General features: G+C 40.1%; 19 protein-coding genes. 10 read left to right on the top strand and 9 right to left on the bottom strand.

What is annotated here, in order from left to right; genetic code table 11:
- Window positions 1–230 precede the first annotated feature (230 nt).
- Window positions 231–1,877, bottom strand: coding sequence for a glucose-6-phosphate isomerase (pgi, locus tag JIG37_RS13100; RefSeq protein ID WP_138600001.1), 1,647 nt, complete (start codon window positions 1,875–1,877; stop codon window positions 231–233).
- Window positions 1,878–2,225: 348 nt separating this feature from the next.
- Here pgi and JIG37_RS13095 point away from each other — a divergent pair, with 348 nt between their 5' ends.
- Complete coding sequence (locus JIG37_RS13095; protein WP_138600002.1) at window positions 2,226–3,257, top strand: LacI family DNA-binding transcriptional regulator; 1,032 nt, start codon at window positions 2,226–2,228, stop codon at window positions 3,255–3,257.
- 72 nt (window positions 3,258–3,329) lie between these two features.
- On the opposite strand, the gene JIG37_RS13090 is transcribed toward JIG37_RS13095, so the two are convergent.
- The 3 genes from JIG37_RS13090 to JIG37_RS13080 form a co-directional block, all read right to left on the bottom strand.
- Window positions 3,330–5,585 (bottom strand): aminotransferase class V-fold PLP-dependent enzyme, encoded by a 2,256-nt coding sequence (locus JIG37_RS13090; RefSeq protein ID WP_166341508.1) that lies wholly within the window; start codon window positions 5,583–5,585, stop codon window positions 3,330–3,332.
- A gap of 118 nt (window positions 5,586–5,703) precedes the next feature.
- The gene (locus JIG37_RS13085) at window positions 5,704–6,771 is read right to left on the bottom strand and encodes an AI-2E family transporter (protein WP_054553734.1); all 1,068 of its coding nucleotides are present in this window, start codon (window positions 6,769–6,771) and stop codon (window positions 5,704–5,706) included.
- Complete coding sequence (locus tag JIG37_RS13080) at window positions 6,764–6,982, bottom strand: hypothetical protein (protein ID WP_054553735.1); 219 nt, start codon at window positions 6,980–6,982, stop codon at window positions 6,764–6,766. Before JIG37_RS13080 ends, JIG37_RS13085 begins: the two co-directional genes overlap by 8 nt.
- 155 nt (window positions 6,983–7,137) lie before the next feature.
- Between JIG37_RS13080 and JIG37_RS13075 the strand changes: the two genes are divergently transcribed.
- From JIG37_RS13075 to JIG37_RS13055, 5 genes are read left to right on the top strand one after another with little or no spacing between them, the layout of a single operon-like run.
- Window positions 7,138–7,803, top strand: coding sequence for a hypothetical protein (locus JIG37_RS13075; RefSeq protein WP_054553736.1), 666 nt, complete (start codon window positions 7,138–7,140; stop codon window positions 7,801–7,803).
- Window position 7,804: 1 nt separating this feature from the next.
- A complete protein-coding gene (locus JIG37_RS13070; RefSeq protein WP_054553737.1) occupies window positions 7,805–9,265 on the top strand; it encodes a M48 family metalloprotease in 1,461 nt (486 codons plus the stop codon).
- Window positions 9,266–9,319: 54 nt separating this feature from the next.
- Window positions 9,320–9,667, top strand: coding sequence for an arsenate reductase (glutaredoxin) (gene arsC / locus JIG37_RS13065; protein WP_054553738.1), 348 nt, complete (start codon window positions 9,320–9,322; stop codon window positions 9,665–9,667).
- A complete protein-coding gene (gene wrbA / locus JIG37_RS13060; RefSeq protein ID WP_166341510.1) occupies window positions 9,667–10,221 on the top strand; it encodes an NAD(P)H:quinone oxidoreductase in 555 nt (184 codons plus the stop codon). Before arsC ends, wrbA begins: the two co-directional genes overlap by 1 nt.
- On the top strand, window positions 10,218–10,673 hold the full coding sequence (locus JIG37_RS13055) for a DUF2069 domain-containing protein (protein WP_054553740.1): 456 nt from the start codon (window positions 10,218–10,220) through the stop codon (window positions 10,671–10,673). The genes wrbA and JIG37_RS13055 overlap by 4 nt, the downstream gene beginning before the upstream one ends.
- A gap of 84 nt (window positions 10,674–10,757) precedes the next feature.
- Here the strand turns inward: JIG37_RS13055 and JIG37_RS13050 are convergent, their stop codons facing one another.
- Together JIG37_RS13050 and JIG37_RS13045 are read right to left on the bottom strand one after the other, a co-directional pair.
- A complete protein-coding gene (locus tag JIG37_RS13050; protein ID WP_138600007.1) occupies window positions 10,758–12,095 on the bottom strand; it encodes an ankyrin repeat domain-containing protein in 1,338 nt (445 codons plus the stop codon).
- 300 nt (window positions 12,096–12,395) lie between these two features.
- Window positions 12,396–12,989 carry an ABC transporter substrate-binding protein gene (locus JIG37_RS13045; protein WP_138600008.1) on the bottom strand — a complete coding sequence of 198 codons (594 nt, stop codon included), beginning with the start codon at window positions 12,987–12,989 and terminating at the stop codon, window positions 12,396–12,398.
- A 234-nt stretch (window positions 12,990–13,223) separates the two neighbouring features.
- Here JIG37_RS13045 and JIG37_RS13040 point away from each other — a divergent pair, with 234 nt between their 5' ends.
- Both JIG37_RS13040 and JIG37_RS13035 read left to right on the top strand, forming a co-directional pair.
- Complete coding sequence (locus tag JIG37_RS13040; protein WP_199529527.1) at window positions 13,224–13,760, top strand: acyloxyacyl hydrolase; 537 nt, start codon at window positions 13,224–13,226, stop codon at window positions 13,758–13,760.
- Window positions 13,761–13,799: 39 nt separating this feature from the next.
- Window positions 13,800–13,946, top strand: a complete 147-nt coding sequence (locus JIG37_RS13035) for a DUF2897 family protein (RefSeq protein ID WP_082389286.1) — start codon at window positions 13,800–13,802, stop codon at window positions 13,944–13,946.
- A 33-nt stretch (window positions 13,947–13,979) separates the two neighbouring features.
- On the opposite strand, the gene JIG37_RS13030 is transcribed toward JIG37_RS13035, so the two are convergent.
- Window positions 13,980–15,347: a YjiH family protein gene (locus JIG37_RS13030; RefSeq protein ID WP_199529526.1), complete on the bottom strand. Its 1,368-nt coding sequence runs from the start codon at window positions 15,345–15,347 to the stop codon at window positions 13,980–13,982.
- 71 nt (window positions 15,348–15,418) lie between these two features.
- On the bottom strand, window positions 15,419–16,480 hold the full coding sequence (bamC, locus tag JIG37_RS13025; protein WP_187490480.1) for an outer membrane protein assembly factor BamC: 1,062 nt from the start codon (window positions 16,478–16,480) through the stop codon (window positions 15,419–15,421).
- 368 nt (window positions 16,481–16,848) lie between these two features.
- Here bamC and JIG37_RS13020 point away from each other — a divergent pair, with 368 nt between their 5' ends.
- Both JIG37_RS13020 and bcp read left to right on the top strand, forming a co-directional pair.
- Complete coding sequence (locus JIG37_RS13020; protein ID WP_138617785.1) at window positions 16,849–17,382, top strand: ACT domain-containing protein; 534 nt, start codon at window positions 16,849–16,851, stop codon at window positions 17,380–17,382.
- A gap of 10 nt (window positions 17,383–17,392) precedes the next feature.
- Window positions 17,393–17,872: a thioredoxin-dependent thiol peroxidase gene (gene bcp / locus JIG37_RS13015; protein ID WP_138600011.1), complete on the top strand. Its 480-nt coding sequence runs from the start codon at window positions 17,393–17,395 to the stop codon at window positions 17,870–17,872.
- 149 nt (window positions 17,873–18,021) lie between these two features.
- On the opposite strand, the gene queE is transcribed toward bcp, so the two are convergent.
- Window positions 18,022–18,687, bottom strand: coding sequence for a 7-carboxy-7-deazaguanine synthase QueE (gene queE / locus JIG37_RS13010; RefSeq protein ID WP_199529525.1), 666 nt, complete (start codon window positions 18,685–18,687; stop codon window positions 18,022–18,024).
- Window positions 18,688–18,775: the final 88 nt, after the last annotated feature.

Below are 18,775 nucleotides of genomic sequence, written 5' to 3'. Positions count from 1 at the left end.
CATGCAATATGGCAGTGCGTGTTGTTATCTGGTTGATGTGGCCTGTTAGACAATATCCTTTAACAAAGCCTGTTGAATTTGTTTGTAAGTAGCTTACTCATTCTTTTTATGTTGGCTGAAGTAAATGAGTCTTAGGGGCTCTGTAAATCCTCTCACAAAAATACAGGCCCTAAGAACTCCAGCGCTACCCGTTCAAAGGTATTCGGTTTGCAGCTAATACTGCGAATCTTTTACTGCTTACGATGTGTCTTATAGTAAGCGATCAGTCCATTGGTTGAACTATCATGTGGATGACTGACTGCATCATCAAATAATTCAGCTTCAATTTTAGAGGCAAGTCCCTTACCTAGCTCTACACCCCATTGGTCAAATGAACAGATTTCTAAAATAATGCCTTGGCAGAAGATCTTGTGCTCATAAAGCGCAATTAATCGTCCTACCGTTTTCGCATCAACTTTATCTAATAACATTGACGTTGTTGGGCGATTGCCTTGGTGAATCTTGTGATTCAATAATTCTGAGATTTCTGCTTCAGATTTACCTTTCGCGGTTAAATCTGCAGTTACTTGCTCTGCATCAACACCGGCCATCATCGCTTCGGTTTGTGCAAAGAAGTTTGATAATAAAATATCATGATGCTTGCCTACATTGACTTGCGGCTCAATTGAAGCAATAAAGTCAGCAGGTACAATTACATTACCTTGGTGTAGACATTGGTAAAAAGCATGTTGACCATTGATACCTGTCATACCCCAAATAATTGGAACCGTCGTGTAAGGAACCGTTTCACCTGCAAAAGTAACATGCTTACCGTTACTTTCCATCTCACCTTGCTGTAAATACGCGGGTAACATGTGTAGTGCTTGATCATACGGTAAAATAGCTTGCGCTGTATAACCTAAAAAGCTTGTGTTCCAAACACTTAAAAGCGCCATTAATAATGGTACGTTATTTTCAAATTCAGCATTTTTAAAATGCTCATCAATTTCAAACGCACCTTCTAGGATCTCTTCGAACGCGTCGAAGCCTAGGTACAGGGCGATTGGTAATCCTATCGCACTCCATAAAGAAAAGCGACCGCCTACCCAATCCCACATTGTGAATACGTTTTCATCAGCGATACCAAAGGCCGCTGTTTTTTCTAAATTGGTGCTTACAGCTACAAAGTGCTTAGCTATGTGCTCTTGCGCTTGTGCCGTTTGTAAAAACCACTCAACAGCCGATTTAGCGTTAGTCATGGTTTCTGAGGTGGTAAACGTTTTTGACGAGATAACAAATAACGTTGTCTCAACGTCTAAACCTTGTAAAACAGATGCAATCTGAACACCATCAACATTTGATACATAGTGAACATTTAATGTGCCATCAGCATAAGCAGCAAGCGCTTCTGTTGCCATTTGTGGGCCTAGATTTGAACCACCGACACCAATTGCAACCACATCTTTTACTGCTTTTCCTGTGTAGCCTAACCACTCACCACTGCGTACCTTACCAACAAAGGCTTTCATTTTAGCAAGCTCAGCGTTAACAGCATCTGTTACGTTTTCACCATCAACCATTACAGCTGTGTTAGCGCGGTTACGTAAAGCAGTATGAAGTACAGCACGGTCTTCAGTAATGTTAATTTTCTCACCACTGAACATTTTTTCGCGCCATGCGCTAATATCACACTCTTTCGCTAAAGCAATTAATTGTTCAAAAACAGTTTTATCAATTTGTTGTTTCGAGTAATCGAATAATACACCCGGGATCTGAGCAGAGAATTGCTCGAAACGCGTGCTATTTTTGGCAAATAAATCTTTAAGATGAATTTGTTTCATCTTCTTGGCACTTTCAGATAGTGCTTGCCAACTAGCTAATTGCGAACGGCTGCTCATATATTTAATCCCCTTCAAAACTTGCAACAAACTGATTCTTAACTATCTTTTTATTATATTGAATAAAGACAGCAATTAAAAACACGGTGTGAAATCAACACTAAGTTAAAATGACAACGCTGTCAATGTTCTACTTTTACATTCTATAGTCGAGATAATAGCGCAATTTTTCTCTTTTGACACCGGTATCATAAAAATTATCTCAATTATTTTACTGCTAATTTGGTAGAACATTAGATACACTAACTAACTTATATTAAATATAGATGTACATATAAGAAAAAGCGTCTGGTGAACACCTGACCGATAATATTATAATACAAATATAACCAACTATAAAGCAACAGTATGAAAGTAACCATTAATGATGTAGCCAAGCTCGCAGGTGTTTCAATGAAAACCGTTTCACGAGTGATTAATAAAGAGCCATCGGTCAGAAAAAAAACGTACGATATAGTGATGGACGCTGTTAACACGTTAAACTATCAACCAAACCTTGCTGCTCGTAACCTAGCAGGCACATCGTCTTTTACTGTTGGTTTAGTTTATGACAACCCGAATGCTTATTATGTCATCGACATGCAAAACGGTGTGTTATCGCGTTGTAAAGAAGAAGGCTATGAGCTGGTTATTCATCCATGTAACTATCTGGATGGCAACATGGAAGAAGACTTTAAAACCATGATCAAGCGCTCTCGCTTAGCTGGCCTTGTATTAACGCCACCGCTGTCAGAGCAAAATAGCATTATCGATATGCTAGATGAAATGGGCATTCATTATGTACGCGTACTCTCTGGCCGCCCTACTGAAGAAGACCAAGACACTTGTATCTATGTGAACGATTACGCAGCAGCGTACGAAATCACCGCTCACCTACTGTCGCTTGGCCATAAAAATATTGGTTTTTTATGCGGTGACAAAGAGCATAAATCAACAACTGAACGTTTAGAGGGTTATCAGGCCGCGTTAAAAGATCACAGCATTCCATTGCATGACGCGCTCATCTACGAAGGCCAGTATTCTTTTGAATCAGGTGTAGAAGGCGCAAAAGCATTGTTAGGTGAGAATAACCCGAAAAACATCACAGCCCTACTTGGCGGTAACGATGAAATGGCAGCGGGCGCGTTATTCGCCTCACGCTTAATGGGTATCGAAATTCCACAGCAGCTATCAATTACGGGCTTCGAAGATTCACCGTTCTCGCGTCAGACTTGGCCTAAACTAACCACAGCACATCAGGCGAATGATGTAATTTCGCAGCATGCAGCCCGTTTACTGTTTAGAAAAACCCGTGGTGCACGTAATCAAGATAAAGACATCATCACGACCTTTACCCCTTCATTAGTAGTACGGGAAAGCTCAGGCCCTACAACGGCCTAATTTATACAAGTTACGAAAAAGCCGCTCTATAGCGGCTTTTTTAATGACTGATTTATATCTAATTACTAAACATTAAAGCAATGCTAAACCGCCATTTAAGTTATAAACGTTTTCAAACCCTAACTGCGACAAGTTGTTTGCCGCTTGCTTAGAACGATTACCACTTCGGCAAACCAAAATATAACTATGGTCTTTCTCAAGCTGTCCTTGCACGATAGCGTTTGCCATACGACTGAGTGGAATGTTAATCACTTTGCTCTCAGCAACAGTGAATAACTCTGCTAAATTATTCGCTCCATGCTCATACGGTTCACGTGTATCAATTAGGTAAGTTGCCTTATCATCTAACATTGATTTCGCATCGGTTGCGACTAGCTGTTTCATCGGCGCACTTTCAAGTGTTTCAACATAGCCACATAGAGAATGACTTACAGTATGCTTTTGCTCATCAGCTTGTTGCTTTAATTCAACAAACTCATCATCTGATACTAGCTCACTTAATAGTTGCGCAAGTAACGGCGTCGTTGCTTTTTGCGCATGCCAATCCATAGCAAAACACTGCTGATAATCATGACCAGAACAAATCACCGTTGAATCTTGTATTACCATAGCAAGCTGCTTTAAAGACTGAGCCATTTTCACAGCATCACCACCGCTAATTGCAGTGTTACCTAAGCCGCCTGGTAAGATTAAATCACCACAGAAGCAATAGCTGATGTCACCGCTTTGCGTATCTGATAATAAATAGCTAACACTATCGTCACTGTGACCTGGTGTTGCTACTTTAGTTAAGCGCGCATCGCTTAATTCGATGGTTGCTGAATCTTTTGGCCAGCCAAGTTCGTCTATCTCATTAGCAACATAACGTTCTGCGAGCTCTTTTGATAATAAACAACGGGCCGATAAACGTTCTTGGTGGTTATGGGTATCGATAATCGCTTTTACTGTTAGGCCTTGTGTCGCGACAATTTTCGCCATACGTGGAATAAGCTCAATGATAGGATCAATCACCACAGCGCTTTTATCACTGTCGACATAAAGCCAGCAGCACGCTGCTTGATGGCGAAGTTGTGTTAAGCCAATCGCACACACTTCGTGTTGCGGCGATGTACTATCAGATACCACTAAGCAGTTTGCTTCTAGAATCGGTTTTAAAGAACGTATTTTGTCGCAAGCAAAATCAATCTCTTGTTGGTTAACAGCTGGGCCAAACGACATACGTATCGCGTTTTCACTTTGCCAATCACTGGCTCCCATCGCGTCTAAAACAAAACTACGATTTGCACCTGAGCTGCATGCCGAGCCGCCACTTACACGGATACCCGCAGCATCAAATAAGTCCATCACTTCTTTACTGGTTAATTCGTTCACCGCAAAGTTCAACGTTGTTGGCACCGAATGCTCAAAACTGTGATTGAACGTAATGCTACCAAAGGTGTCTGTTAATGCAGCTAATAATTGCTCGCGAAAAGCATGTAGCTGCTCAATTGGCTTAAAAGTCTGGTTTTGTTTATCAAGCAATAACGAGAACAGCTTATTCAAACCGGCAATGCCCGGTAAATTTTCGGTACCAGATCGCATACCGCTTTCTTGGCCGCCGCCAGCAATAAATGGCGTATATGCACTGCCTTTACGAATATAAAGTACACCAATGCCTTTAGGCGCATACAATTTATGGCCAGAAAATGGGGCGTAATCAATGGTTGTTTGGCTTAGTGCTAAGTTGGTTTTGCCTAATGCTTGTACACAGTCAACCATCCAAGCCACATTATTGTTTTCACTACGAATAACTTGCTCAATAGCGCTTAAATCTTGGAATATACCGGTTTCGTTGTTTACTGCCATAGTACAAATCATCAGTGCATTCGCAGCATGTTTACGAATAAACTCATGATCTAAAATACCGTTTTTATCTACTGGAATAGCTAATACCTGCGCGTTGATATCAAGTACACTGTTCCAATGTTTTAGGGTATTTGGCACCGCTTTATGCTCTGTTGCCCCATAAAGTAATACCGGATTCTCGATTTGATGATTTTTTGCAGCAATAAGCGTTGAAACAACCGCCGTTTGAATACCTTCTGTTGCACCCGAGGTAAATAAAATATCGCCGTCGGTAGCGCCAATGACTTCACGTGCTTTGTTACGTGTTTGTTCTAATAAGTGTTTTGCTTGAATACCCGTAATATGAGAGCTTGATGGATTACCAAAACAGACTTGCATCGTGTGCGAAACCACATCGGCAATTTCAGGAAGTACAGGAGTCGTTGCATTCGCATCTAAATAAATTTGCTGATTAGCATCGTCAGGAAGGTAAAAATTTGCCATGAAAAACGCACCATATTACTAAAAGATATATCTTATAACCTATTTTACATTTTTCACGGCTAAATTATAATAATCAATTAGTCAGTAAAGTGCGTTTTCTATACTTTTTAAGACTAAGCTAATTTTCTATTAGCTCAACCTGCTTAGAAGACCAGGCATTGATAAGCGCTTTTACTAAAGAAGCCAGCGGTATTGCGAAAAACACGCCCCAAAAGCCCCATAAACCGCCAAAAAACAATACTGCAACGATGATGAACACTGGGTTTAAATCTACCGCTTCAGAGAACAATAACGGCACTAACACATTGCCATCAAGTGCTTGGATCACGCCATAGATGATTAAAATAGTCCAAAATTGTGTTTCTAAACCAAACTGGAATAACGCCACTGCAGCGACAGGAATGGTTACCAATGCCGCCCCTACAAATGGAATAAGCACAGACAAGCCAACTAATACGCCGAGTAAAGCCGCATAGCGAAGGTCAAGCACTGCAAAAGCGATAAAAGATGCAGTACCAACAATTAAAATTTCAAATACCTTACCGCGAATATAATTCATGATTTGTTGATTCATTTCTTGCCAAACTTGAATGATCAAGCGACGTTGCTTAGGCAATAAACGCTCAGCACTTTGCGTGAGCTCTAATTTATCTTTAAGCATAAAGAATACTAAGAGCGGCACTAAAATAAGATAAATCAGCCAAGCTGCAACGTCTTTTATCGAAGTTAATGACACCGATAGCACCAACTGACCAAACTCAATAGCTTTGGTCTCAACACTGGTAACAATTGATTTAACCTGATCTTCAGTAATCAAACTTGGGTAATCTTCAGGAAGATGTAACAGCAGTGCTTTACCTTTTTCGATCATATAAGGCGTTTCTTGAACTAGATTGCTGGTTTGCTGCCAAAGCACAGGCCCCATGCCGACAATAATCATAATCATCAAACCACTGAATACCAGCATAACTAGAATCGTTGCGGTAAACCGTTTCAAACCCAGCTTTTCTAAGTGAGCAACAGGCCAATCTAGTAAATAGGCAATCACCAAGGCAACTAAAACTGGAACGATTAACGAACCAAAAAAGTAGAAAAATGCAAAGGTTGCAATAAGCAATAACAACAAGGTTACTGAATGGGGATCAGAAAATTTATTTTCGTACCAGGCTTTTACATACTCAAACACGAATGGGCTCCACTGTTAGCACACCTAATTCTAGGTCAATTTTAAAATGGTAATGATGTTTTTCTAAAAATCGCTGCATATCGTCCGTTGCCTCAGCAGCATTAAATGTAAAAGTCACGGCTTGTTGAGCCGATACTGCCTTATTCAACCCTAATTTAAACTGAATAAATTGTTGAGGGCACTTATAGTCCCTTAAATCAACCGTTAACATAGCGAATCAACTGCGTTATTAATATGAATAATAAGTATAAGATGTAGGCACCTTGCTAAAATAAGTCTTTATAATGAGAAACAACTCATTTTTTTCTTAAAACACGCAAAACAATAGTTTATCCTTATTCAATAACTGGTAGTAAAGGAAACCTGATGCCTGGCTCGCATAATAAAGCGCAATTACCTGCGAATCCAACTCTTAAAGAGATAAACTGGTATAAAAAACAAATAAACTGGGGCGAGCTGCCGCCTTTTTATCATATGGTCGCATCATCGGTTAGCGAATCTGAAGGGATTTTAGACCACGGTTTTGATAATGCCGTTAAACAATTAATTGACCCACGCAACTGGAACCTTGATTTATTAGGTGGCCATGAAACCGACATGGGCGAAATTGTCTGTGAGCAAAAACCGCGCATTGCTTTGCATCAAAGCTTTACGGACCGAGGTTTCGAATTATGGGCCTACCCTTATGCAAAAGATGTGACGGTAGACCAATACATCAAAGACAACCGCTTTATGGAATTTAAGGTGTGGGATCCGCACACCATGAAAAACCTTATTCGTTTTAACCAGCTTCATAAATTCATCGCTTTTTACTTTGAAAGAGGTGACAAAGCTGACAAAGCCTTAATTCTGCATGCTCATAAAGTAGCGCATAAAATCATAACTTTTTTACAACGGGAGTTGAACGTTGTTAAGCTAGATGGAGTCACAATAAAAGATTTCTATCAATTGTGCGAAAAAGACAGCCGAGCATGCAGCGACGAAATAGATTTAGCAAAAGTCATGTTAGGTGAGCAAATCAACAAGGAATAAGATGCGACTAAAATTAGCCTTTATTACACTGTGTAGTGCATTACTGACATTTTCGATATTGCACAGTGAGCCGTTGAAGGCACAAACTAACTTTAAGCTGCCCGATTTAGGGACCTCGGCATTACAAGCCTTACCGATTGAAAAAGAACAAGCAATCGGTGAAGTGATGATGATGCAAATTCGTGGCTCATCACCCGTTGTCAATGACCCTGTTCTTGATGAGTATCTGACCACTTTGGGCCGCCGTTTAGTCGCAAACGCCAACGATGTTCGTTTTCCATTTTCTTTTTTCTGGGTTAATAACCCTGAAATCAACGCTTTTGCGTTCTATGGTGGTCATGTAGGTGTGCATACAGGGCTCATGGCACAAGCCGATAACGAAAGTCAATTTGCCTCAGTACTTGGGCACGAAATTGCCCACGTAACACAGCGCCATTTAGCGCGTCGTATTCAACAACAGCAAGATAACAGCGCGTTAACCATCGCTGGTATGATTGCTGGTATTTTAGCTACCGTTGTTGCACCTGATGCTGGTATTGCAATTATCTCAGCAAACCAGACACAAGCGGCGTTTAGTCAATTAACTCATAGTCGTGCTGCTGAACAAGAGGCAGACCGTATTGGTATGCAGACCTTAAATAATGCTGGGTTTGATCCTCGCCAATCGAGCGAGTTTTTAACTAAACTTGCTGCACAAATTCGCTACAAATATAAGCCGCCCGCATTTTTGCTGACTCACCCATTGCCAGAAAGCCGTGTCTCTGATGTGCGCTTACGTGCCGAGCAGTATCCAAAAAGGCACTACTCCGATAGCCTAGAGTTTAACTTAGCTAAGAGCCGTGTTATTGCTCGTTATCATCAAAAAGCCAAAGCAGCTGAAGATTTGTTTCGTAAATTAATGCGTGAAAATACCGTTCATAACGACACTGCACTTAAATATGGTTTGGGTATTAGCTTGTTGGATCAAAAAAAGCTTGATGAAGCAGCCAGCATTTTGAACCCATTACTAGAGCAAGATCCAAAGAACTTATTTTATATAGACACACACACCGACTTACTCATTGCGCAAGGTAAAGCGAATGAAGCGGTGGAATTTTTAGCTAAATTAGATATCGATAGACCTAACAATCAGGTAATTGCCTTAAACTATGCAAATGCTGCGATGGAAGCAAAACAATTTGACCTTGCTGAACGTATTTTAAAATCTTACTTGTTAGCAAAACCTGAGAACAACCTTGCCAAAGAGCTGATTGCTGATGTCTACAAAAAGCAAGAGAATATGGCTTCTTATCATGAAGCGCATGCCAATGTACTGGCCCAATATGGCGCTTATTTAAAGGCAGCTGATGAAATTCAAAAAGCACTAAACTTTGTTGAGCCTGAAGAATTAGTTAAACAACAACGTTTAAAAGCCCTACTCACGCAATACCGTCAATTACAAAAAGAGCTTGCGAGACTTTAAGTCTCGCGGCGCTTGCCCTAAAATAAGCCAAATTATTAAATGTGAGAACACACCATGTCTGTGACTATTTATCATAATCCACGTTGTTCAAAATCGCGTGAAACACTTGCCCTACTAGAAAACAATAACGTACAACCAAGTGTTGTTGAATACCTAAAAACACCACTTAATGAGCAGCAAATTGCGACCTTAATTAGCCAATTGGGCTTTACTTCAGCGCGTGAATTAATGCGTACTAAAGAAGACATCTACAAAGAGCTTGAGCTTAAAAACGAGCAAAACGAAGACAAATTAATTGCTGCAATGGCTGCCAATCCAAAGCTAATCGAGCGCCCAATTGTTGAAAATAATGGCAAAGCTGCTCTAGGTCGTCCACCAGAAAACGTATTAAGCGTACTTTAATGACTATAAACATTGTTGTGCTTTACCACTCAAGCCATGGCTCTGTAGAAGCAATGGCACATGAGATAGCCGAGTCGATTGAGCAACAAGGAGCAACTGCTTTATTGCGCACGTTTGTAAAGCGTCAGCCACACGATATTGTGATCAGCAAAGATGATCTAATTAATTGTGATGGCTTGGCCTTTGGCACCCCTACTCGATTTGGCATGATGGCCTCACAAGCAAAAAGCTTTTGGGAAACCACCAGTGATCTATGGCTTAAAGGTCAGCTAATAGATAAACCTGCTTGTGTATTTTCGTCATCGAGCAGTATGCACGGTGGTAACGAAGCTACCTTGTTGAATCTATCACTGCCGTTGTTACATCACGGTATGATGTTACTCGGTGTGCCTTATGAGGTACCTGAATTATTAGCAACAGAAACTGGTGGTACGCCATACGGTGCGACTCATGTGGCCGGTAGCAATAACAGCAATGTGTTAAGTAAAGACGAAATTAAAATTTGCCAAAGTGTTGGAAAACGCTTGGCACTGATTACGAGTAAATTACAATGAGCTTGGAACCAAAGCTAAATCAGCCTGTTGCCAAAAAGCCAATTACTAAACGATTCCAACGTTTTGCACTGATTGGTTATATCGGCTTATTAATTTTAATGCCAGTTTGGTTGTTTTTAATTGCCCCAAGAGAAGGCCACAGTAACGGCTTTATCTTTGTTGTTTATATACTCCCTCTTCTATTACCACTAAAAGGGATTATTCAAGATAAGCCTTATACCTACGCGTGGGCAAACTTTATCGTGATGTTCTATTTTATCCATGGTTTTACATTACTATGGGTCGCACAAGAACAGCTGATTTGGGTATTACTTGAGTTAATCTTTGCCAGTCTGATGTTTATTGGTTGCACTTATTATGCTCGCCATCGCGGACAAGAGCTTGGCCTTAAGATACGTAAATTAAAAGAAGAGCTGGCCGAAGAAAAAGCGGCACATGAGCACGATAAATAAGCACTTTCGTTTAGCTTAAGTAAAACAAAAAACGGCAACCAAGGTTGCCGTTTTTTTATGTCACTTTATTTAGTTTTTATGCGTTCACACCAACTCTGCTAAGGTGGCTAGCGCGACAATACTTGCCAGACCCACTTGGCCAATTAAGCTAAATAGTGAAAACAGTCTTAAAATAAACAGCCCCCATGGATGACGAATATGCGGGTACAGCGCACAGCGTTTTAAACTTGTAGCAAAGAAAAAGCATAAGATAGAAACTAATGTAAAGCCCAGCGTTAACTCACTTTTAATAGCAATGCTATTGTCAAAAAAGAAGAACAACTGCACAGGTAGTAACACAGTTACAATCGCGTGGAGTAAGTGCACTTTTTTAACGCGATCAAACTGCCCTTCTGGCGAAAGCTCTTTAATACCAAAGTCATGCTCAAGGCATTTAACTAAGTTATCTGCTTTAATGCTTACAGCTAATCGGTAGCAACTTAGACCATCGTTGTTACGAACTCTAAAGTCATAGCCCGCTTTTAAAAGCAACACCAGTAAAGGTCCATTCTCGGCTAATACGGCGTAATGTAATGCTGTATTCCCTTTGTTGTCTTGGGCCTTCTTATCTTGATGTTCAAGTATTGTCTCAACCACATTCACATAGCCTTTTTCGGTTGCCCACATAAAGGCTGTTTTACCGTTTTCGTCAGCTAATGCACCTGTTGCGCCTTGCTCAATAAAACGCTTTGCCATGGTTTGTTTTGCATTTTCGTGGCTTAAATGAGCAAGTAAAGCTTGTTCAAGTAACGATGCGGAATCAACATCAGGTGATACAAGTTTTAGTAAGGTGAAGTAATCTTCACCGTGAGCAACTTTTTCAGCTGCAAGCGCCGTTAATGATTCAAGATCAGCCACTGAATCAGGGATAAAACCACTAAAGCGCTCTCTAAAGTCAACTTCGGTCCACAGTTCTAATACATCGTCCGCAGACATTTTTGCACCGTGATTAAGCACATGTTCTATCACAGTGAAATAGCGCCGATTAAATAACTGGTGAATCAAAGTTATAGGTGTTTTAACAGCCGATTGAGCAAATGCGCTAGCGTATTTCTCTAAGCGCTGGCATAACATTAAAACAAGACTCTCAGGGGTGTAGTCGTTTTCTAAAAAGTGCGCTTTCATAGCATTAATGTAATGCAGCGCAGCTTCATCAAATTCAGAGATGTGTTGGAAATAACACTCTTCAAACGGTTCAAGAGGAGTCAACCAAGTAAGGTAATAAATAGGCGGAAGAACCGTCGTACACACACCGTCATCTTCATTAGTAGAACGACATGCCGGCCAAGCTTCTAAAGCGTCTAAAATATAAGCCCCGTTTTGCTCAGCTAATCCTTTGATCAGTAACGGGTATTCCTTTGGCCAAATCAGTACATTTTCCATTAAAAAAACACAACTCCGCTGCACATTATTCGATGTCTTATTAAGCAATTAGTTATAGCAAAATTTAACTGACAGTTTGCTTAATATTGTCATCAATAACACAGTATCTGACAGATACTCTGGTAAACAAGAAAAGTAGTATGATTCTACCACAGAGGGTTACAGGTGCTAGCGCAAAGTAGGTGATTTTTAAAGAAAATAGAAAAGCAGCGGCACATGGACGGTACTCACTGCTTGGTTGGAGACTGAAAGTAACTAAAAAGCCCGATGAGGTGAAGGTAATCGCGCTTTTTAGCTGACTTACTTACTTGCTAATTCATGTGTCACTTCATCAATGCCAACTTGGCTAATGCGCTGCAGCACTTCTTTTTGCTTTGCGCTTAACAGTGAGATACCTTCAGCAACAATATCGTATACTTTCCACTGCTTGTCTTTGCCTTGGCGTAATTTAAAGTGCAAATCAATGGCTGGCGCATTGTCATCAACAATTTGTGTCTTAACAGTTGCATAACCATCGTCGATTAGTTGTGATTGATCAAAAATTACTTTTTGGCCTGTGTATTTCATTAGCGCGCCAGCATAAGTCACTGTTAAGTAATGCTCAACCGCAGCAATAAAATCAACGGCTTGTTCACGGCGCAGACCTTTAATGTGCTTACCTAAAAGCTTATACGATACAAACTTAATATCCATGTGTGGTAATAAGCGTTTTTCAACAATATTCGCCATTGCTTCTGAGCTTGCATCACCTTTCGCATTTACATTTGCGATATCAACAAATAAATCAGCAGTGACTGATTCTAATAATTGCTTAGGCGAGCGGTCTTCACTGGCAAAAGCAGATGCGGCAAAAAATGCTGCAATTAGCAAAAATGAGTTAACTAGTTTGGTCATCGTATTCACCTCTAAACGAAAATTTTCGCTAATATACCGATATTAAATCCATAAAAAAAGAAACAATCCGACACCGTTTTAATGCCAATTAAGCACCAATCGATTTTTTCCATAGTTTTCAGCTAATTGCTAAGAAATATAAGAATGTGCACAGCTTCTGTGTTTTTTTGCACATTGAAAAGCCCCTAGCACCACCTTATTTACTTGCTCATCGACATAATGAGAAGTACCGAAATGAAATTTAAAAAGCCATTAAAAACACTTATTTTGAGTGCAGCTGCTCTTTTAGCAGCACCAAGTTATTCTGCATCAAATCATGGTTATGCCATTGATTACATTCAAGGTGAAGGTGATGTAAAAGGCCTAAAGCTGGCCTATCAGTACCATGTACCCAATGAAAAGTTGCCCTTGCAACACGCCCGTTTGTACTTCGAATCTAGTTTTAATATTTGGCAGTATGGCAAAGACAACAAACATCAAACTAATATCGTGTTAGCTATGTCTCCGGTGATCCAATACCCTGTGTTTAATGTGAAAAACATGCCTGTTTATGTGGAGTTTGGGATTGGCGTTTCACTGTTGGACGACACCCGTTTTGCAGGCAAAAACGTTAGTACTCACTATCAGTTTGAAGATAGATTGGGTCTAGTTGCAGATTTAGGTGACAACTCAACCTTAGCACTTAGATATTTACATTACTCAAATGCGGGTTTCAAGAGCCCTAACCCTGGCCTTGATTTTATTTCACTGTCTTATGCAAGACGATTTTAAGTGCTACTATATCGCTGTGTATATCGGCAGGATTTCAAGATGGAAACTTGGCAAATTATAGCCATTGTTGTTGCTGTGTTTGGTGTAGTAATTGGTAACCTTATGTTGCTAAAACATGCAGCAAAAATGGACTTCAAAGTACCTAAAAGCGATGATAATGAAGATAAAAAAAGCCCTGATGAATAATCAGGGCTTTTCTATTTAATGCTTTAGCTAAGATTAAACTAACCAATGTGCCATTAAGACAATCACCGGTAATGTCACTAAAGTTCTTAAAATAAAGATGAAGAACAATTCGATAATATTAACCGGAATTTTACTACCTAAAAGCAGTGCTCCCACTTCCGACATATAAATCAATTGCGTCACACTCATTGCTGCGATAATAAACCGTGTAACATCACTTTCAATACTACCCGCTGCAAGAATTGACGGAATAAACATATCAGCAAATCCAACCATAATTGTTTGTGCTGCGGCCTCAGCTTCAGGTACTTGTAATAGCTCTAAAAATGGCACAAACGGCTTGCCCATATATTCAAAAATTGGCGTATATTCAGCAATAATCAAGGCAAATGTGCCCACAGCCATAACGACAGGTAACACAGCGAATACCATATCAAAGGCGTTATGTAGACCTTCTTTCACTGTACCAGCAAAACCCGGTGCAGTGCGTGCTTTAGCAAGCGCCACATCAAGTGAATGAGAGACTAATGTTTTACCTTCAGGCACTGATTCTGCGTCTTTATCTGGCTCTGAGCCATCAAAATATAGGTCTTTTTTGAAGCGTAATGGTGGTAAGTGAGGCACAATTAATGCCGCAACAAAACCCGCCAAACACACTGTTAAATAAAACGGTGCAAACAAGTGTTCAAGCTTTACTTGGCCAATAACAACTAAACAAAAGGTGATTGATACTGCAGAGAAAGTAGTACCAATAATGGCAGCTTCGCGTTGTGTATAGTGTTTATCTTCATACTGACGAGCGGTCATCAAAATACCCACACTACCATCACCTAACCAAGATGCTACACAGTTAACCGCACTGCGACCTGGCACACCAAAAAGTGGACGCATCACTTTAGTTAATAAGGTACCGACTAGCTCTAACAAGCCGAAGTTTAATAATAACGGTAATAGTAAGCCCGCTAAAACAAACACAGAAAACAACACTGGCAACAAGTCGTTTAAAACCAGTGCACCGGTATTACCGGAAATAATCATTTCTGGCCCTTGTTTTGTGTAGGTCAAAACGATAAAAACCATGCCTAATAAACGAACACTCAACCACAACCAACTAACATCAAATAAATGTTTAATTATAAAGAACTTAAGTAATGGCTGGGGTTTAAACAACTTTATCACTAAAGATAAAATACCGGTAATGCAAACAATGCTCGTAATTAAACCAAGCGCGAAAGGAGCTATCCACGCCTGCACAGCTTTTGCCATAACAGCAATCGGAATGGTCATTGCCTCACCTATGGGTACCGGCGTCATAAACAAGAAGACACCTATAAGTGAGGGAACGAAAAAGGTAAACAAGGTTCGCAAGTCACTGCGATGGGCTGTGTTTAAGTTAGACATATTTTCAACCTGTAAAAACCACAAAAAGAGCGGCTAAGCTCTTTTTGTGGTGGTTTTAACTATTATAATTATTAAATATTAATACCGCGCTGACGCAGTGCATTCTCTAATGCTTGCTGGAGATCATTCATTGTTCCTGGCTCAAGAATTGTGCCTGCAGAATCCATCCACGTTAAGCTTGTGCCACCTTCTTTAGTGCGACTAACAAGAATTTGATATTGGCCATCTTCAATTGGCAGCTCAGCTAACTCTTCACCCCAAATTGAGTCCCATACGCTTGATTCTGGCTTTTTATAATCAGCCGTGATCAAGCCACGATCTTGGTCAATTTCTACAATAGTGAAAGATAAGCGCTCTAAGAAACCTGAAAAACGCTCAAACACAGCAAAGTAGTCCTGCTCAGTCACTAAAGCTGCATTCCCTTTGTCATCAAACCCCATCTCTAACGAGATAACACCTTGCTTTTTGCGCATTTCAACTTCAAGTTGACGATAGCGATAATCAAATTCAGCGACAACTTGGTTTAACGCACGCACTTCTAACTGTTGCTGTAAAAGCGGTGTAAGTGGTTGACTATCGCTTTTATAATCTACTAACTTAGCATTTAATGACGCAGTACGTTGGTGCGATTTTTCTTCAATAGTAAATAAGAAACGTTGTTGTGATACTTCGGTTTCGCTTTCCCAAAACCAACCATCTTCTGGCTTTATAATCGTGTACCAATCTGTTTCAACACTTCCTAAAAGCTTATCTTCTTTTATTGCAGAAGTATTTTTTTCGTTCAACACGGCGTGGATCGAGTCCCAAATAAACTCGTCTAAATCAACAATACCGTCGTTTTTATCAAAATAAACACGCGCATCTTTGTCACCCTCTTCTACCCAACTACCTTGAGCAATGGTAATAACCTGTGCTGGCGGACGGTAGTTTTTCGCTTCAGGGTTATTGTCGTATTGCGCAACGTCCATTTTATATGTCGGATCTTGAGCCGGTTGCGCTAAACCTTCAGGTGCTTTGACTGGTTGATTAGCACGATAATTGCGTTTGTGGTGCGCTTCGTCGGTAAATACACCGCACCCAGTTAAACTTACCATTACGCTTACAGCAAGCGCCTTTGAGATCCAATACTGCACAGATATTTCTCCTTAGCAAACCCTTAATTCTTTTAACAAATATATGAGTGGGTAATACCGATTTGGTTCACTGTAAAATCACTTTTAACTTTACATTTCTTGTTTTTATGCAAAAAACCCGAATAGATTGGGCTAGCGTAACGTGTTTGAATGCTTATCGCCTTGCAAAATTTTAACTATGGTACTTTCTGATGCCCCTAAAAACAAGAAAGAGCGCACTTTATTCACGGCTTAATTAATCGTCGCTATCGTTAACTAAGCAAATTATGTTAAACTTCGCCGCCGTGCGGTATTAAACTCACGTGAAATTAAAGCTTAATCAAGCTTATATCCATTGGTATTGTTAATTACTAGGTATTTAAAATTCCATGACTGCTTTTACAAATCATCAGATAGTACTCACTGCGATTGGCGAAGATAGACCCGGTATCGTCAGCGAATTAACTCAGTTAGTGAGTGATTGCCATTGCAATATAATTGACAGTCGCATTGCTATTTTGGGCAACGAGTTCACCTTTATCATGTTACTAGCAGGTGATATGTCGGCAATTAGCCGCATTGAACATACTTTGCCAACTAAAGGAATGGAACTAGGCCTTTTAACCATGATGAAACGCACGGCAAGTCATGTTGCATGTGAATTTTGTGCCGGTTACACCCTCGAATACACAGGTATTGATACACCAGGAACATTAAGTAAAGTTACGCGCTTTTTTGCTGATAACAACATCAGCATTTGTTCTCTTAAATCGGACACTTATGATGAAGATAACGAGCTTAAAATGCGCTGTGAACTTGAGTTTAATATTCCTGTTGAAGTCGATATTGATAACTTTAAAGTGAGCTTTGAAGATCTTTCTCGTAGTTTGAACGTAGATTATATTTTCAGACGCATTCGCTAAGGAGCAAAGCATGAAAACAATTAATCCATTACAAGCAGGCGACACAGCCCCAGCTTTTAGTTTACAAAATCAAAATGACGAAACTATCGTACTCGCTGATCTTTTAAAAGAGCAGCAAGTACTGGTTTATTTCTACCCTAAAGCATCAACACCAGGTTGCACTGTGCAAGCAGAAAACTTACGTAATGAAAAAGCTGAGCTAGCTAAATTAAATACACGTGTTGTAGGTATCAGCCCTGATCCAATCAAGCGTTTAAAGAATTTTGAAACCAAAAAAGAGCTTAACTTTGATTTATTAGCCGACGAAGATCACGCGATTGCTGATGCCTTTGGTATTTGGGGTTACAAGAAGTTTATGGGTAAAGAATACGAAGGAATTCATCGTATTAGCTTCCTTGTAGGCCAAGACGGTAAAATCAAACATGTGTTTGATAAGTTCAAAACCAAAGACCATCATCAGGTGGTGTTGGACTATTTAGCGCAGAATTGATAGTTACGAGTTACAAAAACATAGTATAAAAGCGTTGCCATGGTGCAACGCTTTTTTGTTTTTAACTGGAAATATTAAACCCCGTGTCTACTTTATCGGGGTCAGATCACAGATCTGACGGCTGACGGCTGACGGCTGACGGCTAAACCCTAGCTAATTCCTAAATATTTATGTACTTGAACCGATAAACGCCAGTTCTTTGCAATACAGGTTTCAATAGCAAGTTTGGTTGCTGAGGTCTTTTGGCTAATTGGTTGCAAATAGACCAGACGTGGATTCACACCTGTTTTTAAGAATAAATCTTCGAGCTCTTCCACATGCTTTTGCATTGCCACTGGGTGTTTAATCTCATCAGCGCGCTGCATTGCACTGCGTAATACTTTATAGCCACCACGCATATTAATTTTTGGTGATACAGTCACCCATGTCTGCTCAGGGACTAAAATCTCAAATGTACCGCTGGTTTCAATTTGAGTCGAATAGCCATTTGCATGTAATAATTCACACACTGGATTTAAGTCGTACATGCAAGGCTCACCACCGGTGATCACCACATGTTTTGCGTTGTAGCCACGTTTTTTAAATAGCGCTAACACTTGCTCCGCTGTTGCTTCTGCCCAATGATCTGAGTCTGCTTTTTTCTCAACGGTGTCATCAAGTGACACTTTATACACATTATCAACGTCCCATGTTTGTTTTGTATCACACCAAGCACAACCCACAGGGCAGCCTTGTAAACGTAAAAAGATTGAAGGTGTACCCGTAAAACTCGCTTCACCTTGAATTGTTTCAAACACTTCGTTAATTTTGTACAAAAGACATCTCACTTACGACGCAAGGGTATAAAATACATACCATCAAAAAAACCAAAAACACGCGCAAAAATTGTTATTTAGGCCCGAG

The organism is Pseudoalteromonas sp. bablab_jr010 (assembly GCF_016464105.1).
Classification (GTDB): domain Bacteria; phylum Pseudomonadota; class Gammaproteobacteria; order Enterobacterales; family Alteromonadaceae; genus Pseudoalteromonas; species Pseudoalteromonas simplex.
This window is presented reverse-complemented; position numbering and strand designations above follow the sequence as displayed.